22 protein-coding genes and 1 riboswitch are annotated in these 21,688 nt (G+C 71.8%); of the genes, 11 read left to right on the top strand and 11 right to left on the bottom strand.

What is annotated here, in order from left to right:
* Nucleotides 1–108: 108 nt before the first annotated feature.
* From KY5_RS11070 to KY5_RS11045, 6 genes are all read left to right on the top strand, one after another.
* Nucleotides 109–966, top strand: a complete 858-nt coding sequence (locus KY5_RS11070; protein WP_098242078.1) for an AraC family transcriptional regulator — start codon at nucleotides 109–111, stop codon at nucleotides 964–966.
* A gap of 5 nt (nucleotides 967–971) precedes the next feature.
* Nucleotides 972–1,412: a VOC family protein gene (locus tag KY5_RS11065; protein ID WP_234362686.1), complete on the top strand. Its 441-nt coding sequence runs from the start codon at nucleotides 972–974 to the stop codon at nucleotides 1,410–1,412.
* Nucleotides 1,413–1,440: 28 nt separating this feature from the next.
* A riboswitch (cobalamin riboswitch) is annotated at nucleotides 1,441–1,628 on the top strand.
* 65 nt (nucleotides 1,629–1,693) lie between these two features.
* Complete coding sequence (locus KY5_RS11060; RefSeq protein WP_098242077.1) at nucleotides 1,694–2,737, top strand: ABC transporter substrate-binding protein; 1,044 nt, start codon at nucleotides 1,694–1,696, stop codon at nucleotides 2,735–2,737.
* Nucleotides 2,737–3,759 carry a FecCD family ABC transporter permease gene (locus KY5_RS11055; RefSeq protein ID WP_234363163.1) on the top strand — a complete coding sequence of 341 codons (1,023 nt, stop codon included), beginning with the start codon at nucleotides 2,737–2,739 and terminating at the stop codon, nucleotides 3,757–3,759. The genes KY5_RS11060 and KY5_RS11055 overlap by 1 nt, the downstream gene beginning before the upstream one ends.
* A gap of 68 nt (nucleotides 3,760–3,827) precedes the next feature.
* Complete coding sequence (locus KY5_RS11050) at nucleotides 3,828–4,613, top strand: ABC transporter ATP-binding protein (RefSeq protein WP_098247170.1); 786 nt, start codon at nucleotides 3,828–3,830, stop codon at nucleotides 4,611–4,613.
* Nucleotides 4,614–4,776: 163 nt separating this feature from the next.
* A complete protein-coding gene (locus tag KY5_RS11045; protein ID WP_098242075.1) occupies nucleotides 4,777–5,541 on the top strand; it encodes a metallophosphoesterase in 765 nt (254 codons plus the stop codon).
* A gap of 59 nt (nucleotides 5,542–5,600) precedes the next feature.
* Here the strand turns inward: KY5_RS11045 and KY5_RS11040 are convergent, their stop codons facing one another.
* The 3 genes from KY5_RS11040 to KY5_RS11030 form a co-directional block, all read right to left on the bottom strand.
* Complete coding sequence (locus KY5_RS11040) at nucleotides 5,601–6,203, bottom strand: exonuclease domain-containing protein (protein WP_098242074.1); 603 nt, start codon at nucleotides 6,201–6,203, stop codon at nucleotides 5,601–5,603.
* Between the two features lie 24 nt (nucleotides 6,204–6,227).
* Nucleotides 6,228–6,971 carry an MgtC/SapB family protein gene (locus tag KY5_RS11035; protein WP_098242073.1) on the bottom strand — a complete coding sequence of 248 codons (744 nt, stop codon included), beginning with the start codon at nucleotides 6,969–6,971 and terminating at the stop codon, nucleotides 6,228–6,230.
* A 118-nt stretch (nucleotides 6,972–7,089) separates the two neighbouring features.
* The gene (locus KY5_RS11030; RefSeq protein ID WP_098242072.1) at nucleotides 7,090–7,587 is read right to left on the bottom strand and encodes an FBP domain-containing protein; all 498 of its coding nucleotides are present in this window, start codon (nucleotides 7,585–7,587) and stop codon (nucleotides 7,090–7,092) included.
* Nucleotides 7,588–8,153: 566 nt separating this feature from the next.
* On the opposite strand from KY5_RS11030, the gene KY5_RS11025 reads away from it, so the two are divergent.
* Both KY5_RS11025 and KY5_RS11020 read left to right on the top strand, forming a co-directional pair.
* Nucleotides 8,154–9,125 (top strand): HAD-IIA family hydrolase, encoded by a 972-nt coding sequence (locus KY5_RS11025; protein ID WP_159072506.1) that lies wholly within the window; start codon nucleotides 8,154–8,156, stop codon nucleotides 9,123–9,125.
* A gap of 142 nt (nucleotides 9,126–9,267) precedes the next feature.
* Nucleotides 9,268–9,831: a DUF3291 domain-containing protein gene (locus KY5_RS11020; protein WP_098242070.1), complete on the top strand. Its 564-nt coding sequence runs from the start codon at nucleotides 9,268–9,270 to the stop codon at nucleotides 9,829–9,831.
* 108 nt (nucleotides 9,832–9,939) lie between these two features.
* Here the strand turns inward: KY5_RS11020 and glnA are convergent, their stop codons facing one another.
* On the bottom strand, nucleotides 9,940–11,349 hold the full coding sequence (gene glnA / locus KY5_RS11015; RefSeq protein WP_055548296.1) for a type I glutamate--ammonia ligase: 1,410 nt from the start codon (nucleotides 11,347–11,349) through the stop codon (nucleotides 9,940–9,942).
* Nucleotides 11,350–11,598: 249 nt separating this feature from the next.
* Between glnA and KY5_RS11010 the strand changes: the two genes are divergently transcribed.
* Nucleotides 11,599–12,066 (top strand): RDD family protein, encoded by a 468-nt coding sequence (locus KY5_RS11010; RefSeq protein ID WP_098242069.1) that lies wholly within the window; start codon nucleotides 11,599–11,601, stop codon nucleotides 12,064–12,066.
* Nucleotides 12,067–12,169: 103 nt separating this feature from the next.
* Here the strand turns inward: KY5_RS11010 and KY5_RS11005 are convergent, their stop codons facing one another.
* The 5 genes from KY5_RS11005 to lipB all read right to left on the bottom strand — a co-directional run bounded on the left by KY5_RS11005 (nucleotide 12,170) and on the right by lipB (nucleotide 16,387).
* Nucleotides 12,170–13,036: a maleylpyruvate isomerase family mycothiol-dependent enzyme gene (locus KY5_RS11005; protein ID WP_098242068.1), complete on the bottom strand. Its 867-nt coding sequence runs from the start codon at nucleotides 13,034–13,036 to the stop codon at nucleotides 12,170–12,172.
* 214 nt (nucleotides 13,037–13,250) lie between these two features.
* Nucleotides 13,251–13,958, bottom strand: a complete 708-nt coding sequence (locus KY5_RS11000; RefSeq protein WP_098242067.1) for a DUF4191 domain-containing protein — start codon at nucleotides 13,956–13,958, stop codon at nucleotides 13,251–13,253.
* 30 nt (nucleotides 13,959–13,988) lie between these two features.
* Nucleotides 13,989–14,192 (bottom strand): hypothetical protein, encoded by a 204-nt coding sequence (locus tag KY5_RS10995; protein WP_098242066.1) that lies wholly within the window; start codon nucleotides 14,190–14,192, stop codon nucleotides 13,989–13,991.
* A gap of 303 nt (nucleotides 14,193–14,495) precedes the next feature.
* The gene (locus tag KY5_RS10990; RefSeq protein WP_098242065.1) at nucleotides 14,496–15,461 is read right to left on the bottom strand and encodes a lipoyl synthase; all 966 of its coding nucleotides are present in this window, start codon (nucleotides 15,459–15,461) and stop codon (nucleotides 14,496–14,498) included.
* A gap of 128 nt (nucleotides 15,462–15,589) precedes the next feature.
* Nucleotides 15,590–16,387: a lipoyl(octanoyl) transferase LipB gene (lipB, locus tag KY5_RS10985; protein ID WP_098242064.1), complete on the bottom strand. Its 798-nt coding sequence runs from the start codon at nucleotides 16,385–16,387 to the stop codon at nucleotides 15,590–15,592.
* A gap of 216 nt (nucleotides 16,388–16,603) precedes the next feature.
* Between lipB and KY5_RS10980 the strand changes: the two genes are divergently transcribed.
* The gene (locus KY5_RS10980; protein WP_098242063.1) at nucleotides 16,604–18,049 is read left to right on the top strand and encodes a regulator; all 1,446 of its coding nucleotides are present in this window, start codon (nucleotides 16,604–16,606) and stop codon (nucleotides 18,047–18,049) included.
* A gap of 160 nt (nucleotides 18,050–18,209) precedes the next feature.
* Here KY5_RS10980 and KY5_RS10975 read toward each other — a convergent pair whose 3' ends face one another.
* Together KY5_RS10975 and KY5_RS10970 are read right to left on the bottom strand one after the other, a co-directional pair.
* Nucleotides 18,210–19,541 (bottom strand): NAD(P)/FAD-dependent oxidoreductase, encoded by a 1,332-nt coding sequence (locus KY5_RS10975; protein WP_098242062.1) that lies wholly within the window; start codon nucleotides 19,539–19,541, stop codon nucleotides 18,210–18,212.
* A gap of 655 nt (nucleotides 19,542–20,196) precedes the next feature.
* On the bottom strand, nucleotides 20,197–21,105 hold the full coding sequence (locus KY5_RS10970) for a TIGR01777 family oxidoreductase (RefSeq protein WP_098242061.1): 909 nt from the start codon (nucleotides 21,103–21,105) through the stop codon (nucleotides 20,197–20,199).
* Between the two features lie 60 nt (nucleotides 21,106–21,165).
* Here KY5_RS10970 and KY5_RS10965 point away from each other — a divergent pair, with 60 nt between their 5' ends.
* Nucleotides 21,166–21,654 (top strand): GNAT family N-acetyltransferase, encoded by a 489-nt coding sequence (locus KY5_RS10965; RefSeq protein ID WP_098242060.1) that lies wholly within the window; start codon nucleotides 21,166–21,168, stop codon nucleotides 21,652–21,654.
* The last annotated feature ends 34 nt before the right edge of the window (nucleotides 21,655–21,688 follow it).

Here is a 21,688-nt window from a genome sequence, read left to right as displayed (position 1 = left end):
TGCGCGCCGGGCATGGAGCAGGGGAACACGGGTAGTCGAACCGGACGCCGAGAGCGCGGCGGAGGCCGCCGCCGGGACCGTGTCAGTGGTGCCGCGCATACTGGTCGCATGGGCTCCCAAGAGTTCGTCAGGGCCGTCCCCCGGCTGGACGGCATGGTCGTCTCGGCGGTCGGCTACCGCACCGCCGGACAGCGCCCCGCCCTGCACCGGGGCCTGCCCTCGCCGTATCTGACCGTGATCTTCTCCCTCGACGGACCCATCGCCACCGGCAGCACACCGGACCGGGCGACCGGCGGGGACGCGGTGCGCACCGACATCGTCCTGGGCGGCCTGCACCAGAGCCCCGCCTACGTCGTCCAGCCCGAGCACGAGGCGGGCATCCAGCTCGCCGTGCACCCCCTGGCGGCCCGCGCGCTGCTCGGCCTGCCCGCCGCCGCACTGGCCGGGGAGCTCGTCACCAGCGGCACGGACGTCCTGGGCGGACAGGCCGCGGAGATCCGCGAGCGCCTCTGCGGCCTGGACCGCTGGGAGGACCGCTTCGCCCTCCTCGCCGACTACCTGCGGCGGCGCGCCGCCGCCGAAGGGGCGGGTCCGGTGCGCCCCGAGGTCGCGGAAGCCTGGGCCTGGCTCGCCAGGCACCGGGGCACGGGCACCGTCGGCGGTCTCTCCCGGCACGTCGCGCTCAGCGAGCGCCGTCTCACCTCCGTGTTCCGCGCGGAGACGGGTCTGAGCCCCAAGCAGGCCGCGCGCCTGATGCGCTTCCAGCACGCGAGGGCCGCGGTGGTCCGCTCCGTCGCGGCGGGCGCGGGCCCCGACCTCGCCCGGGTCGCCGCCGACACCGGTTATTACGACCATTCGCACCTGGTCCGCGACTTCCAGCAGTACACGGGGGCGAGCCCGACCCGCTGGCTGGCCGAAGAGTGCCGGAATATCCAAGCCGGGGCGCACGGCACGGGCGAAGACTGAGAGCCATGAACACCACACCTGACACCATGCCCACGACCGCCCCCGCGCCCACCATCTGGCCGGGCCTCCAGGCGAACGACGCCCCGGCCCTGATCGACTTTCTCGTCGGCACCGTCGGCTTCCTGCGCACCGCCGTCTACGAGGACGGCGACCGCGTCGCCCACGCCCAGCTCGACTGGCCCGAGGGCGGTGGCGTCATGCTCGGCTCGTACGACCCCTCGGCGCCCGAAGGCACCTGCGGAACGCCCGGTACGGCGGGCGCCTACGTCGTCACCGACCGGGTCGACGAGCTGTACGAGCGCCTCGTGGCGGCGGGCGTGCGCGTCACCACGGAGATCGAGGACAAGCCGTACGGCAGCCGGGAGTTCGGCATCCTGGACCCGGAGGGAAACCGCTGGTCGTTCGGCACCTACCGGGGCGAGCCGAGGCCCGGAGCCGCCTCCTGAGCGGGCGTGACGACGCCGTGAGCAGGCGTGATAACTTGCGCAAGCCAGTCAAACCCACACCTGGGCCAGGGAATCCGGTGCGAATCCGGAACTGACGCGCAGCGGTGAGGGAGAACGGGCGGGGCCACGGCCACTGGGCGTCCACGGACGCCCGGGAAGGCGCCCCGCCCGGTCGATCCCCGAGTCCGAAGACCTGCTGGCGCCTCCGCTCGCACACCGGGCGGCGGAGGGCGTGACGCAGGCCAGGCTCCGCGTATGAGCCGTGAGACTCAAGGGATCGCGTGTCCTCGAAAGCTGCCCGTATACGTAAGTTCGCCCTGCTCTGCGCCGGAGCGCTCGCGCTCACGGCATGCGGCGGCGGTGCCGCGCAGAAGACGGCGGGGGCGGGGGAGAAGGCGCGGGGCTACCCCGTGACGGTCGCCTCCTGCGGCAAGAAGGCCGAGGTCAAGGCTCCGCCGCGGCGCGCCGTCTCCCTCGACCAGGGCTCCTCGGAGATCCTGCTCTCGCTCGGCCTCGCCGACCGCATGGTGGGCACGGGCACCTGGACCGACCCGGTCCTGAAGAACCTGGCGAAGGACAACGCCGGGGTGGAGCGGCTCGCCGACCGCTACCCGTCCCTGGAACGGGTCCTCGCCAAGGAGCCGGACTTCGTCAGCGCCTCCTTCCTCTACACGGTCGGCAAGGGCGGCGTCGCCGACCGTGCCAAGTTCACCGAGCTCGGCGTCCCCGTCTACGTCTCGCCCACCGACTGCGCGGGCAAGGACAACGACGGCGGCGGCGACGGCAAGCGCGTCAAGACCCTCACCATGGACACCGTCTACGGCGAGATCCGCGACCTCGCGAAGGTGTTCGACGTCGAGAAGCGCGGCGAGAAGCTGGTCGCCGGGCTGAAGGGCCGCGTCGCGAAGGCCACCGAGGACATCGACGCCTCCGACGCGACGCTCCTCTACTGGTTCGCCAACTCCGACGCCCCCTACATGGCGGGCTGCTGCGGCGCCCCCGGCATCATCACGCGCGAACTCGGCGCGAAGAACGTCTTCGACGACACCCGCGAGGAATGGCCCCAGATCAACTGGGAGACCGTCGCCGACCGCGACCCCGACGTCCTCGTCATCGGCGACCTCACCCGCAAGTCCCAGTCCGCGGAGAGCGCCGCGGCGAAGATCGAGTTCCTGGAGACCAACCCGGCTACCAGGAACCTGACCGCCGTGAAGAAGAAGCGCTACGTACTCCTCAGCGGCCAGGCCATGAACCCCACGATCCGCACGGTCGACGGCATCGAGCAAGTGGCGGCGGGGCTGCGGAAGTTCGGGCTCGCCCAGTGATCTCGGCCGCCCTCGCGCGACAGTGGCTGCTGTGGCTCGCGGGGCTCGCCGCGCTCGTCCTCTCCGTGGCGGTCGCCGTCACCATCGGGCCCGCGGACATCTCCGTGCCCGACGTGTGGGCGGCGCTCGCCGCGCACCTCGGCTGGGGCGAGGCACGGCTCACCCCGATCAGGGACGGCATCGTCTGGAACCTGCGGATGCCGCGCACCCTGCTCGCCGCGGTCTGCGGCGCCGGACTCGCGGTCTGCGGCGCGGTCATGCAGTCCCTGCTCCGCAACCCGCTCGCCGACCCCTTCGTGCTCGGGGTGTCGTCCGGCGCGTCCACCGGGGCGGTCGCGGTCGTCGTGCTCGGCGTGGGCGGGGGAGTGGTGTCGGTCTCGGCGGGCGCCTTCGTCGGAGCGCTCTGCTCCTTCGCCCTGGTACTGCTCCTGAGCCATACGCTGGGCGGCTCGACGGACCGCGTGGTCCTCTCCGGCGTCGCGGCGATGCAGCTCTTCTCGGCGCTGACCTCCTTCTTCGTCCTCACCGCCGCGGACGCGGAGACGACGCGCGGCGTGCTGTTCTGGCTGCTCGGCTCGCTCAGCGGGGTCGGCTGGACGGACGTGTGGCTGTGCGCGGCGGTGCTCGCGGCCGCGCTCCTCGTCTGCCTCGCGCACGCCCGCACCCTGGACGCCTTCGCCTTCGGCCAGGAGGCGGCCGCCGCACTCGGCGTCCGCGTCGCCCGCACCCGCCTGGTCCTGCTCTGCACGACGGCGCTGCTCACCGCGGCGCTGGTGAGCAGCGCGGGCGCGATCGGCTTCGTCGGCCTGGTCCTGCCGCACGCGGCCCGCGCGCTCGTCGGCTCCGGCCACGCCCGCCTCCTGCCGGTCACGGCGCTCGCCGGCGCGGTCTTCCTCGTCTGGGTCGACACCCTGGCCCGCACGGTCCTCGACCCGCAGGAGGTCCCGGTGGGCGTGGTGACGTCGCTGATCGGCGTACCGGCGTTCGTGGTCGTGCTGTACCGGACGAGGAGGGCGACGTGACGTACGCGTACGAGGCGTACGAGGGGGAAGCGGGGCCGCGCGTTGGGGGTGCCTCCGGCGGGGCGGGGCTGCGCGATGGGGGTGTCTCGGGCGAGGCGGGTCTGCGTGCCGAGCGCGTCTCGCGGGAGGCGGGCGGGCGCCTGGTCGTCGACGGGGTGAGCATCGCCCCGCCCGAGGGCGCGACCGTGGGACTCCTCGGCCCCAACGGCTCGGGCAAGTCCACGCTCCTGCGCATCCTCGCGGGCGTCCTCGCCCCGGCGTCCGGAGTGGTCACCCTGGACGGCCGCACGCTGGCCGACACGGGCCGCCGCGCCGTGGCGCGCAGGATCGCCGTAGTCGAGCAACACTCCGACACCCAGGTCGAGTTGACGGTGGGGGACGTCGTACGCCTGGGCCGCGTGCCGCACCGCCGCGCCTGGTCGGCGCCCTCGCCCGAGGACGAGCGGGCCGTCCGGGACGCCCTGGACCGCACCGGCCTGACCTCCCGCGCCACCCAGTCCTGGCACACCCTGTCCGGCGGTGAACGCCAGCGCGTCCAGATAGCCCGCGCGCTCGCCCAGGCCCCCCGCGAGCTCCTCCTGGACGAACCCACCAACCACCTCGACATCCAGCACCAGCTCGACCTGCTCTCGCTGGTCGCCGACCTCCCCGTCACCAGCGTCATCGCGCTGCACGACCTCAACCTGGCGGCGATGTTCTGCGACCGGCTGCTCGTCCTGAAGGAGGGCAGGGCGTACGCGGCGGGCACGCCCGACGAGGTGATCACGGAGAAGCTGATCGCGGAGGTGTACGGGGTGCGGGCGGTGGTGACGCGGGAGGCGGGGGCTTTGTCGGTGCGGTTCCTGCGCGATTGATCAAGGCCACCCTCTCGCGGCCGAAGCCACCCCCTTGCGACCCAAGCCAACCCTCGGTGATCCAGGCCAACCCCTTGCGGCCCAAGCCAACCCCTTGTGATCCAGGCCAACCATCCGTGGTTGGCCCTTCACCCGCCCCGAGGCGCCCGCCTAGGTTCACCGCATGCCAGTGATTGCCCATGTGAGCGACATCCACATCGACACCGACGACGGCGGCCACAGCGTGGACCGCACCCGCGCCGTCATGACCTACCTGAACGACCTGCCGTACGACCTGGACGCGGTCATCGTCACCGGTGACGTCGCCGACCACGGCACCCCCGCCGAGTACGCGGCGGCCCGCGAACTCCTCGCCTCCCGCCACCCGTTGCTGGTCTGCCCCGGCAACCACGACGAGCGCGCCGCGTTCCGCGAGCACCTGCTCGGCGAGGTGCCCTCGGCAGGCCCGGTCAACCAGTCGTACGTGACGGACGGCTTCACCCTGGCCGTGTGCGACACGTCGGTCCCCGGCGAGCACCACGGCCGCCTCGACGGCGAGACCCTGGACTGGCTGTCGGCCCTCCTCACCGACACCCCGCCCACCCGTCCCGCCCTGATCGCCTTCCACCACCCGCCGGTCCCGCTGCACACGCCGTACGTCGACGTCATCCGCCAGCGCGACGAACACCGCCTCGCCGAACTGACCGCCCGCCACCCGAACGTGACGGCCTTCCTCGCGGGTCACGCGCACACGCCCGCGGCGACGACGTTCGCGAACCGCCCGCTCCTGGTGGCCCCCGGCGTGGTCTCCACGCTCCGCCTCCCCTGGGAACACCAGGAACACGAGGGCCACCACGTCCACCGGGACCTGCCGCCCGCGGCCGCCTTCCACGTCCTGGACGAGGAGTCGCGCCTGACGACGCACTTCCGCCCGGTGCCGCTGCCGTAGGGCACCGGCGGTTCCTCCCCGACCACGCCGTACGTCGACGAGACCTACAGGCACGAGACCTACAGGCAGCCCTCGGGCAAGGAGGCCCCACCGGCGCACAGATGCTTGAGCGCCGCGGCGAAGGAGTAGCAGTCGAAGAGGGCGGAGTGCTCCTGCCCGTGCCCGGAGACGACCGGCTCGGGCAGTCCGAGTACGTCCCACAGGCGCCCCACGTTCGACGACGCCGTGGCCGGGGCCAGGGAATTGATCCAGGGCCTGATGTTCACGAAGGCGGCATCGAGACAACTGTTCTCGATCCTGTCCCCGCGCCCTCGCGCCCACCCCACGTTCTCCCCGAGGACGACCATGTCGTTGCCGTACGACAGCACGGTCTGCCCCTTGCAGAACCCCAGGAAGTCCCCCAACACCTCGGCGGGCGGCCGCCCTTCGCGGTCCAGTTCCTCCTGCCCGATGCCGGTGAGCCCGGTGAAGTACGCGGACAGCTCCGGATTGACGACGGGCCGGACCAACGCCTCGTACTCCTCGACCACGTCGAGGTCCTCACTCAACCGCAAGGCGCCGACCTGCACGATCTCCCGAAGCTGCCCGGCCGCGGACCAGTCCCGCTCCAGGGCGCCGGGCCACGAGGTGAACTCCAGGTCGAACACGACGAAGGTAGACATCTCGGCATCCTCCCAGCACTGCCCTCACTCGTCGACGGAATCCTCCCGACGGCACGCCACGACGCCCGGGACGTCGGCGAACCGGACGGTCAGGGCGCCGAGATCGCCCCGGCCGACCACGTGGATGAGCACCTCGGTGGGGCGCTCGTCCTCCGGCGAGGCCGGGCCCGCCGCGCTGCCGTCCGCGGAGAGGGTCCGCAGCTCGGCGACGGCGAACCCGGCGTACTCGCACTGTTCGAGGAGGTCGCGCAGCAGGCGGGGGCGTTGCAGATAGGTGATGCGGTACCCGGCGGGAACGGACCGCAGGGCGGACAGCCGGTGGGCCAGGGGCCTGACCCCGTACGAGACGAGGAAGTAGGCGGCGGTCGCGAGCACCGCGAGGAGGGGGAGCCCCGCGGCGGCCGCCGACCCCACCGCCGCCGTCAGCCAGATCGTCGCCGCGGTGGTGAGCCCCTGGACCGAGCCCCGCTGCACGAAGATCACGCCCGCGCCGATGAAGCCGAGCCCCGAGACGATCTGCGCGGCCATCCGGGAGGGGTCGAGGGAGACCGTCCCGGAGTGCAGGACGTCGGTGAAGCCGTACTTGCTCACCAGCGTGAACAGGGCCGCGCCGACCCCGACGACGGTGTACGTACGCAGCCCGGCGGCCTTCTGCCGGATCTCGCGCTCCAGCCCGATGATCCCCGACAGCAGGAAGGCGACACCGAACTCACCCACCTGCAACCAGCCCTGCCCACCGGGCTCCACCCCCACGTGCGCCGCCACCACGTCCGTACCTCCTCCACTCGGCTCATTCCTTACGTCCCTCCACTGTCGCCGATCGAGGACGAGGACAGGACCGAGCCAAGTCGGGCCGTTGGGTCGCCGGGCCGCCGGGCCGCCTGGCTCAGACGAAGAGTCGCTCCAGGAAGGCGTCGAGGTGTCCGCGCGTGCGCTCGATCTGCTGCTCGACGGTGAGGGACTCCTCCATGCGGCCGCCGGGCGCGGGCTGCTTCTTGCCGCGTACGTAGAGGGAGCAGTCGAGGTCGGCGCAGATGTAGAGGCCGACCGAATTGCCCTCACGCCCGGCCCGCCCCGCCTTGCGGGCGCTCATCAGGGAGACGCCGCTGCCGGGATGACTGGTCAGGCAGAGCGAACACATGCTGCGGCGCAGGAAACCGCGCTTGGCGGAGGGGGAGCGCAGGGTCACACCGATCACCTCGTCACCGCGTTCGGCGACGAGGTAACTGCGGTCGGGCGCGGACAGGTCGAACCATCCCAGGAAGTCCAACGCGTCCCAGTGGTCGATGTCGGCAAGCTGCTTGGGCAGGGGGAGGCGCTTGGCCTCGCCCTTGGAGCAGTTGACGAACGAGGAGCGGATGTCGTGCTCGGTCAGGGTCTTCATGACGGGTCCTCACGGGCCTTACGGCTACGAGACGTATGGGGGCGGAGTCCTGATGTGCGGTCGGTCGGTCTCCGGGCGTCGCGCAGCCCTGCGACCCGCGCGGCGAAGGGCCGCACAGGGGAGGGCATGTCATCGCATGACGATGCCGCAGGGAGAAGAGAGGTGAGAGGTAAGAACCGAGAGGCTTTACCGCGCGCCGCAGGAGAACGAGGGCACACGGCCGGAAGCAACTATGGCCGCAACAGCTTCAGCACGGTCCATGTCTCTCGCCTCCTTCCGGGCCGGGGCGCGCGGTGCGCGTCGACGCCGAGCGCGTCGAGTGGGGCGGGGCGCCTGTCGGTGGGGCCGCCGCGGGTGATCACTGGAACGGTACATCGCCCGACGGGGCGAGCGCGAAGCATTATTGACCACCCCCCCGTGGCTGGGCGCCGCCCTCTCCGGACGCGCCCGACGCCCCCCTCGGGGGGTGGCACGCGGGGCGCCGCCCTCTCCATCGGAGCAGGTCACCAGCGTCACGCCGAGGCGTGCACGTTCTGTCCAAAAATGCCCGACCAAGATCCGCCGACGTGCTCCTGCTCGACCTCGACGGAGTCGTGACGATCGGGGACCAGGCACTGCCGCACGCCGTTGACGCCCTGCGCGCCGCCCGCACGGACGGGCTGAGCGCCGTCTACGTGACCAACAACGACCAGCGCGCCCCGCACGCCGTCGCCGCCCATCTCACCGGCCTGGGCGTGCCCGCCGGTGCCGGTGACGTCGTCACCGCCGCGCAGGCCCTCGCGCGGCTCGCCGCGGCCGATCTCCCCACGGGCGCACGGGTGTTGACGGTGGGCGGCGAAGGACTGCGTGCCGCGCTGCTCCAGGGCGGTCTGACACCGGTCGCCTCCGCCGACGAGTCCCCGCTGGCGGTCGCCCTGGGATACACGACCGCCCTCGACTGGGCCGCGCTGACGGAGATCTGTCACGCCGTCAGCCAGGGGCTGCCTTACTACTCCACGTGCGCCGACCCGGTGCTGCGCACGCCTCGGGGGCTCGCCCCCGGTGTCGGCGCCGCGGTCGCCGCCGTCACCACCGCCACCGGTCGTACGCCCCAGGTGGCGGGGAAGCCGGCGCCCGCGCTGCACCGAGAGGCGACCGCCCGCGGCCGTGCCGACCGGCCGCTCGCCGTCGGCGACCGCCTGGACACCGACATCGCGGGCGCCCACGCGGCAGGCGCCACCACGCTCCTCGTCCTGACCGGCACCACCCGTCCCGCGGAACTCCTCGGCGCCCAGCCGGGACAACGCCCCACCCACATCGGCCGCGACCTGCGCGACCTGCTCGTCGCCCACCCCACCGTGCACGGCGCCAACGACGGCTTCACCTGCGCGGGCTGGCACATCACCCACCACCCACCGACCCACCACCTCACCGTCACCGGCGAGGGCCGCGACCCACTCGACGGCCTGCGCGCCCTGTGCGCCGTGACCTGGGCGGCGACGGACACCGGCACCCACCTCCCGGACCCCGCCCCGGCGCTCGCGCGACTCGGCTGGTGACACCCCGGACGGACGAGCAAGCGGTCACTGGGGGCTCATAAGACCTATGTGGGAAGCCACTTGGACAGGAAAAGCGCAACTTAGACAGGGCTCGGGAAGGCCGCTACCTTCACCTGGTCTTCGGCCAACCAGGGAGAGACGCATGCCCCATCTTGCTCTGTACACGTTCGGCGTCCTGAAGTCACCGCTCGCCGACCCCACCCCTCTCACGCACGAGTTCTACGACATCGGTGAGGCCGTCTACCGGACGTTCAGCCAGCAGCCCGGATACCTCGCCCGTGCCGAAGCGGTGGACGGCGACCGGGGCCAGCTCTTCGGGGCGGACTGGGGCGCATGGGGAGAGTTCACCGTACCGACCTGGTACGACAAGGGCCGCACGACGGAAACCACGGCCCTGGCCACGACCCTCTCCCTCTGGACCGATCTGCGCCTCGCCTTCGACGCCATCTACACCGGCATTCACCGTGAGGCACTGAACAGGCGTTACGACTGGTTCGAGAGGACGGGGCACGCGAACTACGTGTTCTGGTGGGTCCCCGACGGCGCGATACCCACATGGCAGGCCGGAGTCTCCAAACTGGAACACCTCCACGCCCACGGCTCCGCACCGCACGCCTTCACGTTCCACCAAGCGTTCACCCCGGACGGAACTCCGGCCGGGGCGAAGGACATCGGCATCGGACCGAAGAGCGCCCGGGCCCGCTGACAGCCGACAGCTGACAGCGAAGGCCGTCACCCTCAAGTGGGTGACGGCCTTCACTGTGACGTCTGGGGCTGATTCAGGGGCACCGTGTCGTCCGGTGCGCCCCGCTTCCTAGATGTCGAAGTACAGCTCGAACTCGTGAGGGTGCGGCCGCAGCTGGATCGGGGCGATCTCGTTCGTGCGCTTGTAGTCGATCCACGTCTCGATCAGGTCGGGGGTGAAGACGCCACCGGCCAGCAGGTACTCGTGGTCCGCCTCGAGGGCGTCGAGGACGGCCGGGAGGGAGGTCGGGACCTGGGCGACGCCCGCGTGCTCCTCGGGGGCCAGCTCGTAGAGGTCCTTGTCGATCGGCTCCGGCGGCTCGATCTTGTTCTTGACGCCGTCCAGGCCCGCCATGAGGAGCGCCGAGAACGCCAGGTACGGGTTCGAGGACGGGTCCGGCGCGCGGAACTCGACGCGCTTGGCCTTCGGGTTGGAGCCCGTGATCGGGATGCGCATGGCGGCCGAGCGGTTGCGCTGGGAGTAGACCATGTTGACCGGGGCCTCGAAGCCGGGGACCAGGCGGTGGTACGAGTTCACCGTCGGGTTCGTGAAGGCGAGGAGCGAGGGGGCGTGCTTGAGGATGCCGCCGATGTAGTAGCGGGCGGTGTCCGAGAGGCCCGCGTAGCCCTGCTCGTCGTAGAAGAGCGGGTCGCCACCGGCCCAGAGGGACTGGTGGACGTGCATGCCCGAGCCGTTGTCGCCGAAGATCGGCTTCGGCATGAAGGTCGCGGTCTTCTCGTTGCGCCAGGCGACGTTCTTCACGATGTACTTGAAGAGCATCAGGTCGTCGGCCGCGGCGAGCAGCGTGTTGAACTTGTAGTTGATCTCGGCCTGGCCCGCCGTGCCCACCTCGTGGTGCTGGCGCTCGACCTGGAGGCCGTTCTTGTCGAGTTCGAGGGAGATTTCGGCGCGGAGGTCGGCGAAGTGGTCGACCGGCGGCGCCGGGAAGTAACCGCCCTTGTAGCGGACCTTGTAGCCGCGGTTGTTCTCGACCGCACCGGTGTTCCAGGCGCCCGCCTCGGAGTCGATGTGGTAGAAGCTCTCGTTCGCCGACGTCTGGAAGCGGACGTTGTCGAAGACGTAGAACTCCGCCTCGGGACCGAAGTAGGCGGTGTCCGCGATGCCGGTGGAGGCCAGGTACGCCTCCGCCTTCTTCGCCACGTTGCGCGGGTCACGGCTGTACTGCTCGCCCGTGATCGGGTCGTGGATGAAGAAGTTGATGTTGACGGTCTTGTCGCGGCGGAAGGGGTCCACGCGAGCCGTCGACAGGTCGGCGCGGAGCGCCATGTCGGACTCGTGGATGGCCTGGAAGCCACGGATCGACGAACCGTCGAAGGCCAGCTCCTCGTCCGGGTCGAACGCCGCCGCCGGGATCGTGAAGTGCTGCATGACACCGGGCAGGTCGCAGAATCGGACGTCGATGAACTTGACGTCCTCGTCCGCGATGAACTTCTTCGCGTCGTCGGCGTTCTGGAACAACATCCAACTCCTCCTACTCCCGTCCGGGGTGGGACGGGGTTACGGCTCGTGGTGCGGCCAGTGCGGGGCACACGCTGGGACCCGACCATAGGGACGGGGGATTTCTCAAGCATGACCCATTTGTTTCGCCGAAGTTAACCGGCCCGGGTGCGCCAGGACCCGTCGCGGGCCCGCTTCCGCCCTCACCGGCCCGCTTCCCGTACGACCCCGCGCGTCCCCGTACGAAAACGGGCGCAGTACCGTGGACGGGTGGACAACAGGCAAGCAATCGGATCGTGGCTGTCAGGCCCGCGCGCGGCCGCGGAGGACGCCGGTGTCGACTTCGGGTACCGGGGCGAGCAGCTCGGCCTCCCGGAGGAGGGGCCGGGCTCGATCGCCCGTCCCGGCCGCCGCATCGGCGCCATCGCCGTGGACTGGGGCCTGTGCATGGTCATCGCATACGGCCTGTTCGCCCGCGGCGACCAGCAGGCGATGGGCAACTGGGCCCTCGGCATCTTCTTCGTGATGAGCGTGCTCACCGTCGGCACGATCGGCGCGACGCCCGGCAAGGCGCTCTTCCGGCTGCGCGTCGTCGCCGAGGGCGGCGACCGCCTCCGCTTCGGCTGGGTCCTGCTCCGCAGCGTCCTGCTGTGCATCGCCATCCCGGCCCTGATCTGGGACCGCGACGGCCGCGGCCTGCACGACCGCCTCGCGCGCGCCGTCCAGATCAGGATCTGACGGCCCCCCTCGTCACCTGACGGCCCCCCTCGTCACCTGGCGGCCCTCTCGTCACCTGGCGGCCCCCGTCATCTGGCGGTCCCCGTCCGCGGCACGCCCACGATCAGTGGACGATCGACACGATCCGGCAGACCGCTTCGGCCAGGCGCCGGTCGCCCTCGATCCTGACGCGGGTCAGGGCGGTGTCGGGATCGATGCCGCGCGTGCACAGGCGCCAGGCGGTCTCCGCGTCCAAGCGCACGATCGCGGCGGGACGTTCGCCGTCCGGCTCGGCGAGAGACCAGCCGCCTCCCGTGGCCCCCGTGGCCGTTGCCGTCCAGACGCCCCCGGCAGGGCCGTCGATCTCCACCCGCGCCCGGGTACCGATCGGCGCGTCGACCTCGCGCAGCGTGTGCGGCAGGGCCCGCATGAACGTGTCGAGGACCACCGACAGGAACCGCGGATCCGCGTCGGTGCCCTGGCCGACGGCGTGCCGGATCTGCTGGCGGTGAGTCCAGAACTCGGTGAAGTCGCGCGCGCTGTCCAACCACATGGGCGCCGGGTCGACACCGGCCCAGGACACTCCCAGTGACGGGGCGTCGGGGTCTGTGGCCCGGAAGAACCGGGAGACTTGCGCCCCCACCAGGTCAAGGGTGTCGACGAGCGCGGCCGGGCTCACCCGGCGGTGGGCATCGACCCACTCCTGGTTGATGCGGTGGATGAACGTCTCCAGGGTGTCGCCCGGCGCGAAACCGGGACCGTCCCGATGGCCGTCCCGGTCCCGGGCGAGGCGTCCGTAGAAGTCGCCCAGGACGTGTGCGGCCAGATCGCGGACGGTCCAGCCCGGCACGGCCTCCTTGCTCCAGTCCGCCGCCGCCAGGCCGCGGAGCGTGACCATCAGCGCGGCCTGCTCCGGGGCGAACAGGGGACGGGCATCGATCGGAGCGCCGAGCCAGGGATGACCGGGTACACCAGGGAGCCGGGAGTCCATGACCCAAGCCTGCCGACCGTGCGCTCCGGCGGCCACCGAATATCCCCTTGCTGCCAGGAGGGCGCGGCACGCCAACGTCGTACGCCACGCGGTACGCCCACGCCGCACGCCGACGCCGTACGACGAAGGCCCCGGAACCGACCGATCGGTTCCGGGGCCTTCGTCGTACGGAGAGGCGACGGCCGCAGCGGGGGCGGCGACGCTTTGTCGGCGACTACTTCATCTTCGGGCCGCCGCGCGGCATGCGCGCGCCCTTGGGCATGGGCCCCTTCGGGAGCGGCATATTGGACATAAGATCACCCATCGCACGCAGCCGGTCGTTGGTTGCCGTGACCTGAGGACCCGTCAGTACGCGGGGGAGCTTCAGGAGCGTGGTGCGCAGCTTCTTGAGGGAGACCGTGTCGTCCGTGGTGCCGACGATGACGTCGTGCACCGGGACGTCCGCGACGATGCGCGCCATCTTCTTCTTCTCGGCGGCCAGCAGGCCCTTGACCCGGTTCGGGTTGCCCTCGGCCACCAGGACGATGCCCGCCTTGCCGACGGTGCGGTGCACCACGTCCTGGCTGCGGTTCATCGCGATCGCCGGGGTGGTCGTCCAGCCGCGGCCGATCTTGTCGAGCACCGCTGCCGCCGCGCCGGGCTGGCCCTCCATCTGCCCGAAGGCGGCACGCTCGGCCCTGCGTCCGAAGACGATCGCCATCGCGAGGAAGGCGAGCAGGAATCCGAGAATGCCCAGGTAGACCGGGTGACCGAGCCAGAAGCCGATCGCGAGGAAGACACCAAAGGTGACGATTCCCACAGCCGCGATGATGAGGCCGATCTTCGGGTCGGCCCGCCGGGTCATCTTGTAGGTGAGGGCAATCTGCTTGAGTCGCCCTGGTTCCGCGGCCGAAGCCGCCGCGGTGGTTTCCTTCCTCGCCATGCTGTGAAGTCTACGTGCCCCCGGTACCGACTACGACGTGCGGGTTGTCACGGCCTCTTCAAGCACGCGCTGCGCCTCGACCCGGTCCTTGGCGCGGCGCCGGTCCTCGAGCACGGAAGTCCAGGCGTTGCGGCGTGCGGTGCGCTGGCCGCCGCTCAGCAGCAGCGACTCGACGGCGCGCAGGGCGTCGGTGACGGACGGGATCGCGGTGGCGCGTACGGGCGCGGCCTGCATGATGGGGCCCTCCTGGGGAGCGGCTCGGGTGGGGGAGCGGCTATGGGTAAGGCTGTACGTGCGGTAGTACCAGGGTCACTGATTGGTGTTACCAGGGCGTGACCGACCGGTCAAACACCGATGAAACCTTGACGCGAGGGGCCAAAACGCTGACGCGGCCCATACGGTCCCGTTCACCTGCGGGGATCGTATGGGCCGCGTCATTACGGCCACTACTGGCTGGTAGTCGCTTGTGCGCCGATTCACACGGTGCGTGCGCGCCCGGCATGTGCCCGCGTCACGCGGCGCACGAGGGCGCTCGCGTCACACCGCCTGCGAGGCGACGTACGCGCCGCGCTTCTCGATGGCCATCTGGTACAGCCGTCCCGCGCGGTACGAGGAGCGGACCAGCGGCCCCGACATCACTCCGGAGAAGCCGATCTGCTCGGCCTCGTCCTTCAGCTCCACGAACTCCGCGGGCTTCACCCAGCGCTCCACGGGGTGGTGGCGCGGCGTGGGTCGCAGGTACTGGGTGATGGTGATGAGCTCGGTGCCCGCCTCGTGCAGCTGGCGCAGCGCCTCGCTGACCTCCTCGCGGGTCTCGCCCATGCCCAGGATCAGGTTGGACTTGGTCACGAGACCGGCCTCGCGGGCCTTCGTGATGACCTCGAGGGAGCGCTCGTAGCGGAAGCCGGGGCGGATCCGCTTGAAGATGCGCGGCACCGTCTCCACGTTGTGCCCGAGCACCTCCGGGCGGGACGAGAAGACCTCGGCCAGCTGGTCGGGCTCGGCGTTGAAGTCCGGGATGAGCAGCTCGACCTTGGTGTAGCCCTCGGCGCGCTCCGCCGTCATCGCGTGGATCTGGCGCACGGTCTCCGCGTACAGCCAGGCGCCGCCGTCCTCCAGGTCGTCGCGGGCGACGCCGGTGATCGTGGCGTAGTTCAGGTCCATCGTGACGACGGACTCGCCGACGCGGCGGGGCTCGTCGCGGTCGAGGGCCTGCGGCTTGCCCGTGTCGATCTGGCAGAAGTCACAGCGCCGCGTGCACTGGTCGCCGCCGATGAGGAACGTGGCCTCGCGGTCTTCCCAGCACTCGTAGATGTTCGGACAGCCCGCCTCCTGGCAGACCGTGTGCAGACCCTCGCTCTTCACGAGCTTCTGCAGGGCGTTGTACTCGGGGCCCATTTTCGCCCGGGTCTTGATCCACTCGGGCTTGCGCTCGATGGGGGTCTGGGCGTTCCGGACCTCCAGGCGCAGCATCTTGCGTCCGTCGGGTGCGACTGCGGACACATCGGCTCCCTATTAGCTGGCGTAACTTCGATTCTGCGGCGCACACCAGGGTACGCCCGTGATGTCGTTGGGCTTACTTCTGGCCAACCTCTGGCCAAGGGGGTGCATTCCCCCGAGCCGGTGCGGATCTATGCGGAGGCGGGCTCCACGTCGCGCGGCTTGAGCTCCGCGTTCTCCAGTACGTCCCGCAGGTGCCGCTCGGCGACGGGCAGCACGTCCGCGATGGTGATCTCGCGGTCCAGCTCGTACGCGAGCGAGGTCACGCCCGCGTCGCGGATGCCGCACGGGATGATCCGGTCGAACCAGGTGTTGTCCGGGTTCACGTTGAGCGCGAAGCCGTGCATCGTCACGCCCTTGGCGACGCGGATGCCGATCGCGGCGATCTTGCGGTCCTCGCGGCGCTGGCCCGCGTTGGACGGGGCGTACTCCGGACCGTTGAACCGGGCGTCGAACTCGTCGTCCTGGAGGCGCGGGTCGAAGTCCAGGGAGAGGCCGCCCAGTGCCGGGCGCCGCTCCACCGGGTCACCGAGCACCCAGACGCCGCTGCGCCCCTCGACGCGCGAGGTCTGGAGGCCGAACTCCGCACACGTACGGATAAGTGCCTCCTCCAGACGCCGCACATGTGCTACGACGTCCACCGGGCGCGGCAGTTTCTGGATCGGATAGCCGACCAGCTGCCCCGGTCCGTGCCAGGTGATCTTGCCGCCGCGGTCCACGTCGACGACGGGGGTGCCGTCCAGCGGGCGCTCGCTGTCCTCGGTGCGGCGGCCCGCGGTGTAGACCGGCGGGTGCTCCAGGAGCAGGCAGGTGTCGGGGACCTCGTCGGCGAAGCGGGCGGCGTGCACGCGGCGCTGCTCGTCCCACGCCTCTCGGTACTCCACGGCGTCCGGGCCGAAGCCCAGTCGGACGAACCGAAACTCACTCACGGCAGTGCCTCCCTGAACGTTCACCGTGCACATATCGCGCCTCTGCCACTGTACGGGCCCCTTCGACCGGCAACTCCGACCCGGGTTCCTCACACGATCGGATGAATGACGGGCCAAGGGCCCGACGAGGGCCCTGACGGCCGCTACATTCACGCCGTTCACGAGGCCATAAGGGCTGCTCAAGGCAGGCCCGAAAGGCAGGAGACCGCACAGCCGATGACGGAACGACCCCCGCAGCGCACCCCCAACCGCCAGCTAGCCGCGCTCATCTCGGAAGCCGGTTTCTCCAATGCGGGCCTCGCGCGCCGCGTCGACCAGCTCGGGCTCGAACACGGCCTTGACCTGCGGTACGACAAGACGTCCGTGACCCGCTGGCTGCGTGGCCAGCAACCCAGAGGCACCACGCCCGCGCTGATCGCCGAGGTGTTCACGCGGCGGCTCGGGCGGCGCCTGTCCGCACAGGACCTCGGCCTCGACGCGTGCGCGCCGGTCTACGCGGGCCTGGAGTTCGCGGCCTCCCCCGAGGAGGCCGTCGACATCGTCGGCGGCCTGTGGCGCAAGGACTCCGGCAGCCACGCGGAGCTGCGGAAGATCGCGTTCACCCCGGCGGGCCTCGTCGTGCCGAGCAGGGACTGGCTGATCGGCAGAGCCGACGAACGGGTGGGGCGCGGGGAGAGCGAGAGCGGCCACTCGCGCGTGCCGGTCCAGGGCCGCCCCGTCGTGCCCCGGCAGCGGCAGGGCTCCGAGCGGGGTCCCGGCCAGCGGGTCACCAGCGGCGACATCGCGGCACTGCGCGCCGTCGGCGAGCTCTTCCGGGCCCTCGACCACGCCTACGGAGGCGGGCACGCGCGCCAGGCCCTGGTGCGCTACCTGGAGCACGAGGCCGAGCCGATGCTGCGCGGCACCTACGGCGAGCAGGCCGGTCGGCGGCTCTTCGCGGCCGCCGCCGACCTGACCCGGCTCGCGGGCTGGACCTCGTACGACATCGCGGCGCACGGCCTCGCCCAGCGGTACTACGTCCAGGCCCTGCGCCTCTCGCAGGCCGCGGGCGACCGCGCGTACGGCTCGTACGTCCTGGTCACCATGAGCCGCCAGGCCGTCTACCTGGGACACGGGCGCGAGGCGGTCCAGCTGGCTCGCGTCGCCCAGCAGGGCGTCGGTTCGTCGGCGCCGCCCGTCGTCCAGGCCCTGCTCTACTCGGCGGAGGCACGCGGGCACGGGGTGCTCGGCGAGGTGCGGGCCTGCACGGCGTCCCTGGTGCGGGCCGAGCGCTCGCTCGAAGCGGCACGGCCCGGCGACGAAGTGCCGCACTGGGCACGGTTCTTCGACGAGGCGCAGCTCGCGGACGAGTTCGGGCACAGCTACCGCGATCTGCAGCAGTACCGCGCGGCGGCCCAGTACGCCGAGCGCTCCCTCCAGTTGCGGGCGCCCGCCTTCGCCCGCAGCCGCCTGTTCTGCCGGGTGGTGCTCGCCACCGCGCGGCTCGGCCTCGGCGAGCTGGAGCAGGCGTGCCAGCTGGGCGCGGAGGCGGCGCAGGCCGCGGGCGAGATGCGGTCGGCGCGGGCGCACGAGTACGTGCGCGACTTCGAACGGCGGCTCGAACCGTACCGGGACGCGGCTCCGGTGCGGGGGTACCGCGACCGGGTCGCGGCGCTGGGGTAGCCCCGCGGCGCGGGACTCACCTCAGGCGCGCCCCCTCCGCCGAGGACAACGCCTCGATGCCACCGGCAAGGTGCGACGCACTTCGGTCCTCGCGGGAAGGGAAAACCCCCGCGTGGGGGGCGCGGGGGTTTCCGGGGGAGCGGGACAGAGGTCGGATGGGTCAGGCTGCCGAGGGCAGGGTCTCCGGGGCGTACGCCGTGGTGATGCCGAAGTCCGTGAGAGCGGCGTGCGCGGCCCGTCGGCCCGAGTCGAGCGCGCCCTGCACCGTGCTGGTCTGGCGGTGGTCGCCGCACACGTAGAGCCCCGAGAGCAGCCGCACCGGGCGGTGCACGTCGTGCGGGGGCGGCATCGCGGGCACCGCCTCGCGGGTGTGGTGCACGGCGAGCAGCTCCCAGCGGTCGGTCGCGGTGCCGTACAGGTCGGCGAGGTGGGTGAGGACCGCGCGCTGGTCGGGCGGCGGGCCGAGCACCGTCGAGGAGACGAGCACGCGGTCCGCGGGCGCGCGCGAGGGGTCGACCCGGCTGATCACCGCCGTGTGGGCGACCGGGCCCGCGCGGTCCGCGTCCAGGAGCAGCGCGGGTCCGTCGAGGGGCGGCTCGGGCGCGGTGTGGTGCACCACCGTCATCTCGTGGAACGGCGGTACGCGCAGACCCGGCAGGAGTTCGGCGGCCGCGCGGGCGTCGGTGGCCAGGAGTACGGCCCGGCAGCCGATCTCGCCGTGGTCCGCGGTGGCGACGCGGGACGTGGAGACCGAGGTGACGCGCACGCCGGTGTGGACCGTGCCCGGTGGCAGGGCGGCGGCGAGGAGCTCGGGCAGGACGTCGGCGCCGCCCTCGGGCAGGCAGAGGCGGCCGCTCGCGAAGGCGTGCAGGGCGAGGTCCGCGCACCGGCTCGATGTGGTCAGGTCGGGGTCGCACAGGAGTGCGGAGAGCAGGGGGCGCAGGAAGCCCTGGATGGTGCGTGAGGGGAGTCCGCGCGCGGACAGGGCGTCCCCCGCGGGGAGTTCGCGGCGGGACAGGAGGCGGTCCACAGGGGTCGCCGCGAGGCGGGCGAGTGCGGCGCCGAGCCGTGCCTGGTCGAGGGGGCCGCCCAGAGGGCCGCCGGGGGGAGCGGCTCGCGGTCCGCGGGGGGCGCTCGCGAGGGCGCGCGCTGCGGTGAGTGCGCCCCTCGCGCTCCGTGCGGGCACGGGCTCCGCCGCGCGGTGGTGTCGGCCCTCGCTGTGCACGAGGAGGCCGGGGGAGAAGGGGCGCAGGACCAGTGAGTCCAGGCCCGGGGTGCGGCGCAGTTCCGGATAGGAGGTGGTGAGCAGTTGCCCGATCCTGTCGAGCCGGAACCCGTCCATCTTCTCGGTCGACATGCGGCCGCCGACGCAAGGGGCGGCCTCCAGGACGGTGGTCGTTACACCGGCGCTGGTCAGCCGGTGCGCGGCCGAGAGCCCCGCGGCCCCGGCTCCCACGATGACGACGTCGGCATGGTGCGCAGGCTCTAGCACGTGCCCCTCCAGAGGTCGCGCGGGCTTGTGGGGGCCTGATGCCCCCGACAGGGCTCCGGAATCCACGAGTTCGGGTCGAGGGTAGGAGCGGGGCGCTGCGGGGGGAGTCGCGCATGCACCGGGCACGGTCGCACGGGGGTCGCGTCGGGGCGGTTCCTTGGGTGCGGGTCTTGCGCCTTGGGTTCGGCTGTGGGGCGGGGCCGCGGGGGTATGTGCGTACTCGCCGTCCCAGAGCATTGCCAATGGGTTTGCTTCCTTGCCTCGTTCACTTATGTGCTCCGTGCGCACATACCCCCACGTCCCCTCACGCGGGCTCGCGACCGCGGCCCGGTGGGGGTTCCCGGCCCCCACCGGGCCGCGGTCGCGATGGAGAGCTGAGGGGACGTGGCGGTATGTCCGCCCGGAGCACATGTGGCCACGTCCCGAGGTGCCCGGAGTGTGGCGGCCATCTGGGACGGCGAGGACGGACATACCGCCGCGGCCCCGCACCGGACCACCGGGCGGGGGCCCCTTCAGGGGCGCGGGGAACTGCGCAAAACCCCGATGTGACACCGCACAGGACATAGGGGGAGATACCACCACCTCCCCCACCCACCCGGCGGGGAACTGCGCAAAAACCCCGTGTGACACCGCACCGAACACGGGGTCGTACCCGCTACCGCGCCGCTCTGAGCGTTTCCTCGATCCCCGGGAACGCGAACGTGAAGCCCGACTCCAGGAGCCGCGTCGGCAGGACCCGTTGGCTGCCGAGCACGTCACCCGCCATCTCTCCGAGCACGATGCGGAGCACCGCCGCGGGCACCGCCAGGAACGTGGGACGGTGCAGGACGCGCCCCATCGCGGCCGTCACCGCACGGTTGGTGAGCGGTTCCGGAGCCGTCAGGTTCACCGGTCCCGACAGCACGGGCGTGTCGATGAGGTGGCGGAGCGCGGCCACCTCGTCGTGCAGCGAGATGTAGCTCCAGTACTGCCGTCCGTCGCCGAGGCGTCCCCCGAGCCCCGCCTTGAAGAGCGGGAAGAGACGTCCCCAGGCCCCGCCCCCGCGGCCCACCACCAGGCCGTTGCGGGCGACGACGGTCCTGATGCCCGCCTCCCGCGCGGCGGCGGTGGCCTCCTCCCACTCCACGCACAGGGACGGCAGGAAACCGTCACCGGCGGGGGCGCTCTCGTCGACCGCGCGCTGTCCGGTGTCTCCGTAGTAGCCGATCGCGCTCGCGTTCAGGAACACTTCCGGCCGCTCGTGCTCGTCGAGCGAGGCGACGGCGGAGGCGAGCGCCGCGGTGCCGAGCACCCGGCTGTCGCGCAGCTCCCGCTTGTAGGCCGCCGTCCAGCGGTGGTCGCCGATGCCCGCGCCCGCGAGGTTGACCACCGCGGTGCACCCGGCGAGCCCGGCCGTGTCCACGCGCCCCTGCTGGGGAGCCCAGCGCACCTCGTCCTTCGTACGGGGCGCCCTGCGCACGAGGCGCACCACCTCGTGCCCGTCCTCGGTCAGGGAGCGGGTCAGCGCCGTACCGATGAGCCCGGAGGCGCCGGCCACGGCGACGCGGGACCGTGTGGTTTCCATGGGCCCATCCTGCCCCCAAAAACGACCGTGAGGCCCGTGGCGCCGCCGTACAGTGGCGCCATGCCGGACATGCACATACGCACCGCCCTGCCCGGGGACGACGATGCCCTCGCCCGCCTCGACCGTGCCACGTGGTCCACGCTGCACGCGGTCCAGCCGCGCCCCCAGCCGCCGTACGAGCCCTTCTTCAACGACCGTTTCGGCCCGCGCGACCACCTGGTCGCCGAGGTGGACGAGCGGATCGTCGGCTATGTGAAGCTCGGCTATCCCACGCCGCTGCTCGTCAACGCGCACGTACGGCAGATCCAGGGCTTCGTCGTCGCGGAGGAGCTGCGCGGCAGGGGCGTCGGCAGGCGCCTGATCAGGGCGGCCATGGACGAGGCCCGCAGACAGGGCGCGGTCCGCATCACGCTGCGGGTGCTCGGGCACAACACCCCGGCCCGCAAGCTCTACGAAGCGGAGGGCTTCGTGATCGAGGGCGTGCTGCCCGGCGAGTTCCTGCTCGACGGCGCGTACGTCGACGACATCCTCATGGGCCGTCCCCTCTGACCTGGAGGGCACCGCACCCGACGGACCGGCCCGG

The sequence above is a fragment of the Streptomyces formicae genome (assembly GCF_002556545.1).
GTDB lineage: Bacteria > Actinomycetota > Actinomycetes > Streptomycetales > Streptomycetaceae > Streptomyces > Streptomyces formicae_A.
This window is presented reverse-complemented; position numbering and strand designations above follow the sequence as displayed.

Bases quoted from the DNA above. Each gene is read 5' to 3' on its own strand.
- KY5_RS10995 (WP_098242066.1), bottom strand. From the start codon at position 14,192: ATGCAGGCCGCGCCCGTACGCGCCACCGCGATCCCGTCCGTCACCGAC.
- KY5_RS10965 (WP_098242060.1), top strand. From the start codon at position 21,166: ATGCCGGACATGCACATACGCACCGCCCTGCCCGGGGACGACGATGCC.
- KY5_RS11005 (WP_098242068.1), bottom strand. From the start codon at position 13,036: ATGGACTCCCGGCTCCCTGGTGTACCCGGTCATCCCTGGCTCGGCGCT.
- KY5_RS11030 (WP_098242072.1), bottom strand. From the start codon at position 7,587: ATGAAGACCCTGACCGAGCACGACATCCGCTCCTCGTTCGTCAACTGC.
- KY5_RS11020 (WP_098242070.1), top strand. From the start codon at position 9,268: ATGCCCCATCTTGCTCTGTACACGTTCGGCGTCCTGAAGTCACCGCTC.
- KY5_RS11070 (WP_098242078.1), top strand. From the start codon at position 109: ATGGGCTCCCAAGAGTTCGTCAGGGCCGTCCCCCGGCTGGACGGCATG.
- KY5_RS10980 (WP_098242063.1), top strand. From the start codon at position 16,604: ATGACGGAACGACCCCCGCAGCGCACCCCCAACCGCCAGCTAGCCGCG.
- KY5_RS11065 (WP_234362686.1), top strand. From the start codon at position 972: ATGAACACCACACCTGACACCATGCCCACGACCGCCCCCGCGCCCACC.
- KY5_RS11045 (WP_098242075.1), top strand. From the start codon at position 4,777: ATGCCAGTGATTGCCCATGTGAGCGACATCCACATCGACACCGACGAC.
- KY5_RS10970 (WP_098242061.1), bottom strand. From the start codon at position 21,105: ATGGAAACCACACGGTCCCGCGTCGCCGTGGCCGGCGCCTCCGGGCTC.
- KY5_RS11000 (WP_098242067.1), bottom strand. From the start codon at position 13,958: ATGGCGAGGAAGGAAACCACCGCGGCGGCTTCGGCCGCGGAACCAGGG.
- KY5_RS11040 (WP_098242074.1), bottom strand. From the start codon at position 6,203: ATGTCTACCTTCGTCGTGTTCGACCTGGAGTTCACCTCGTGGCCCGGC.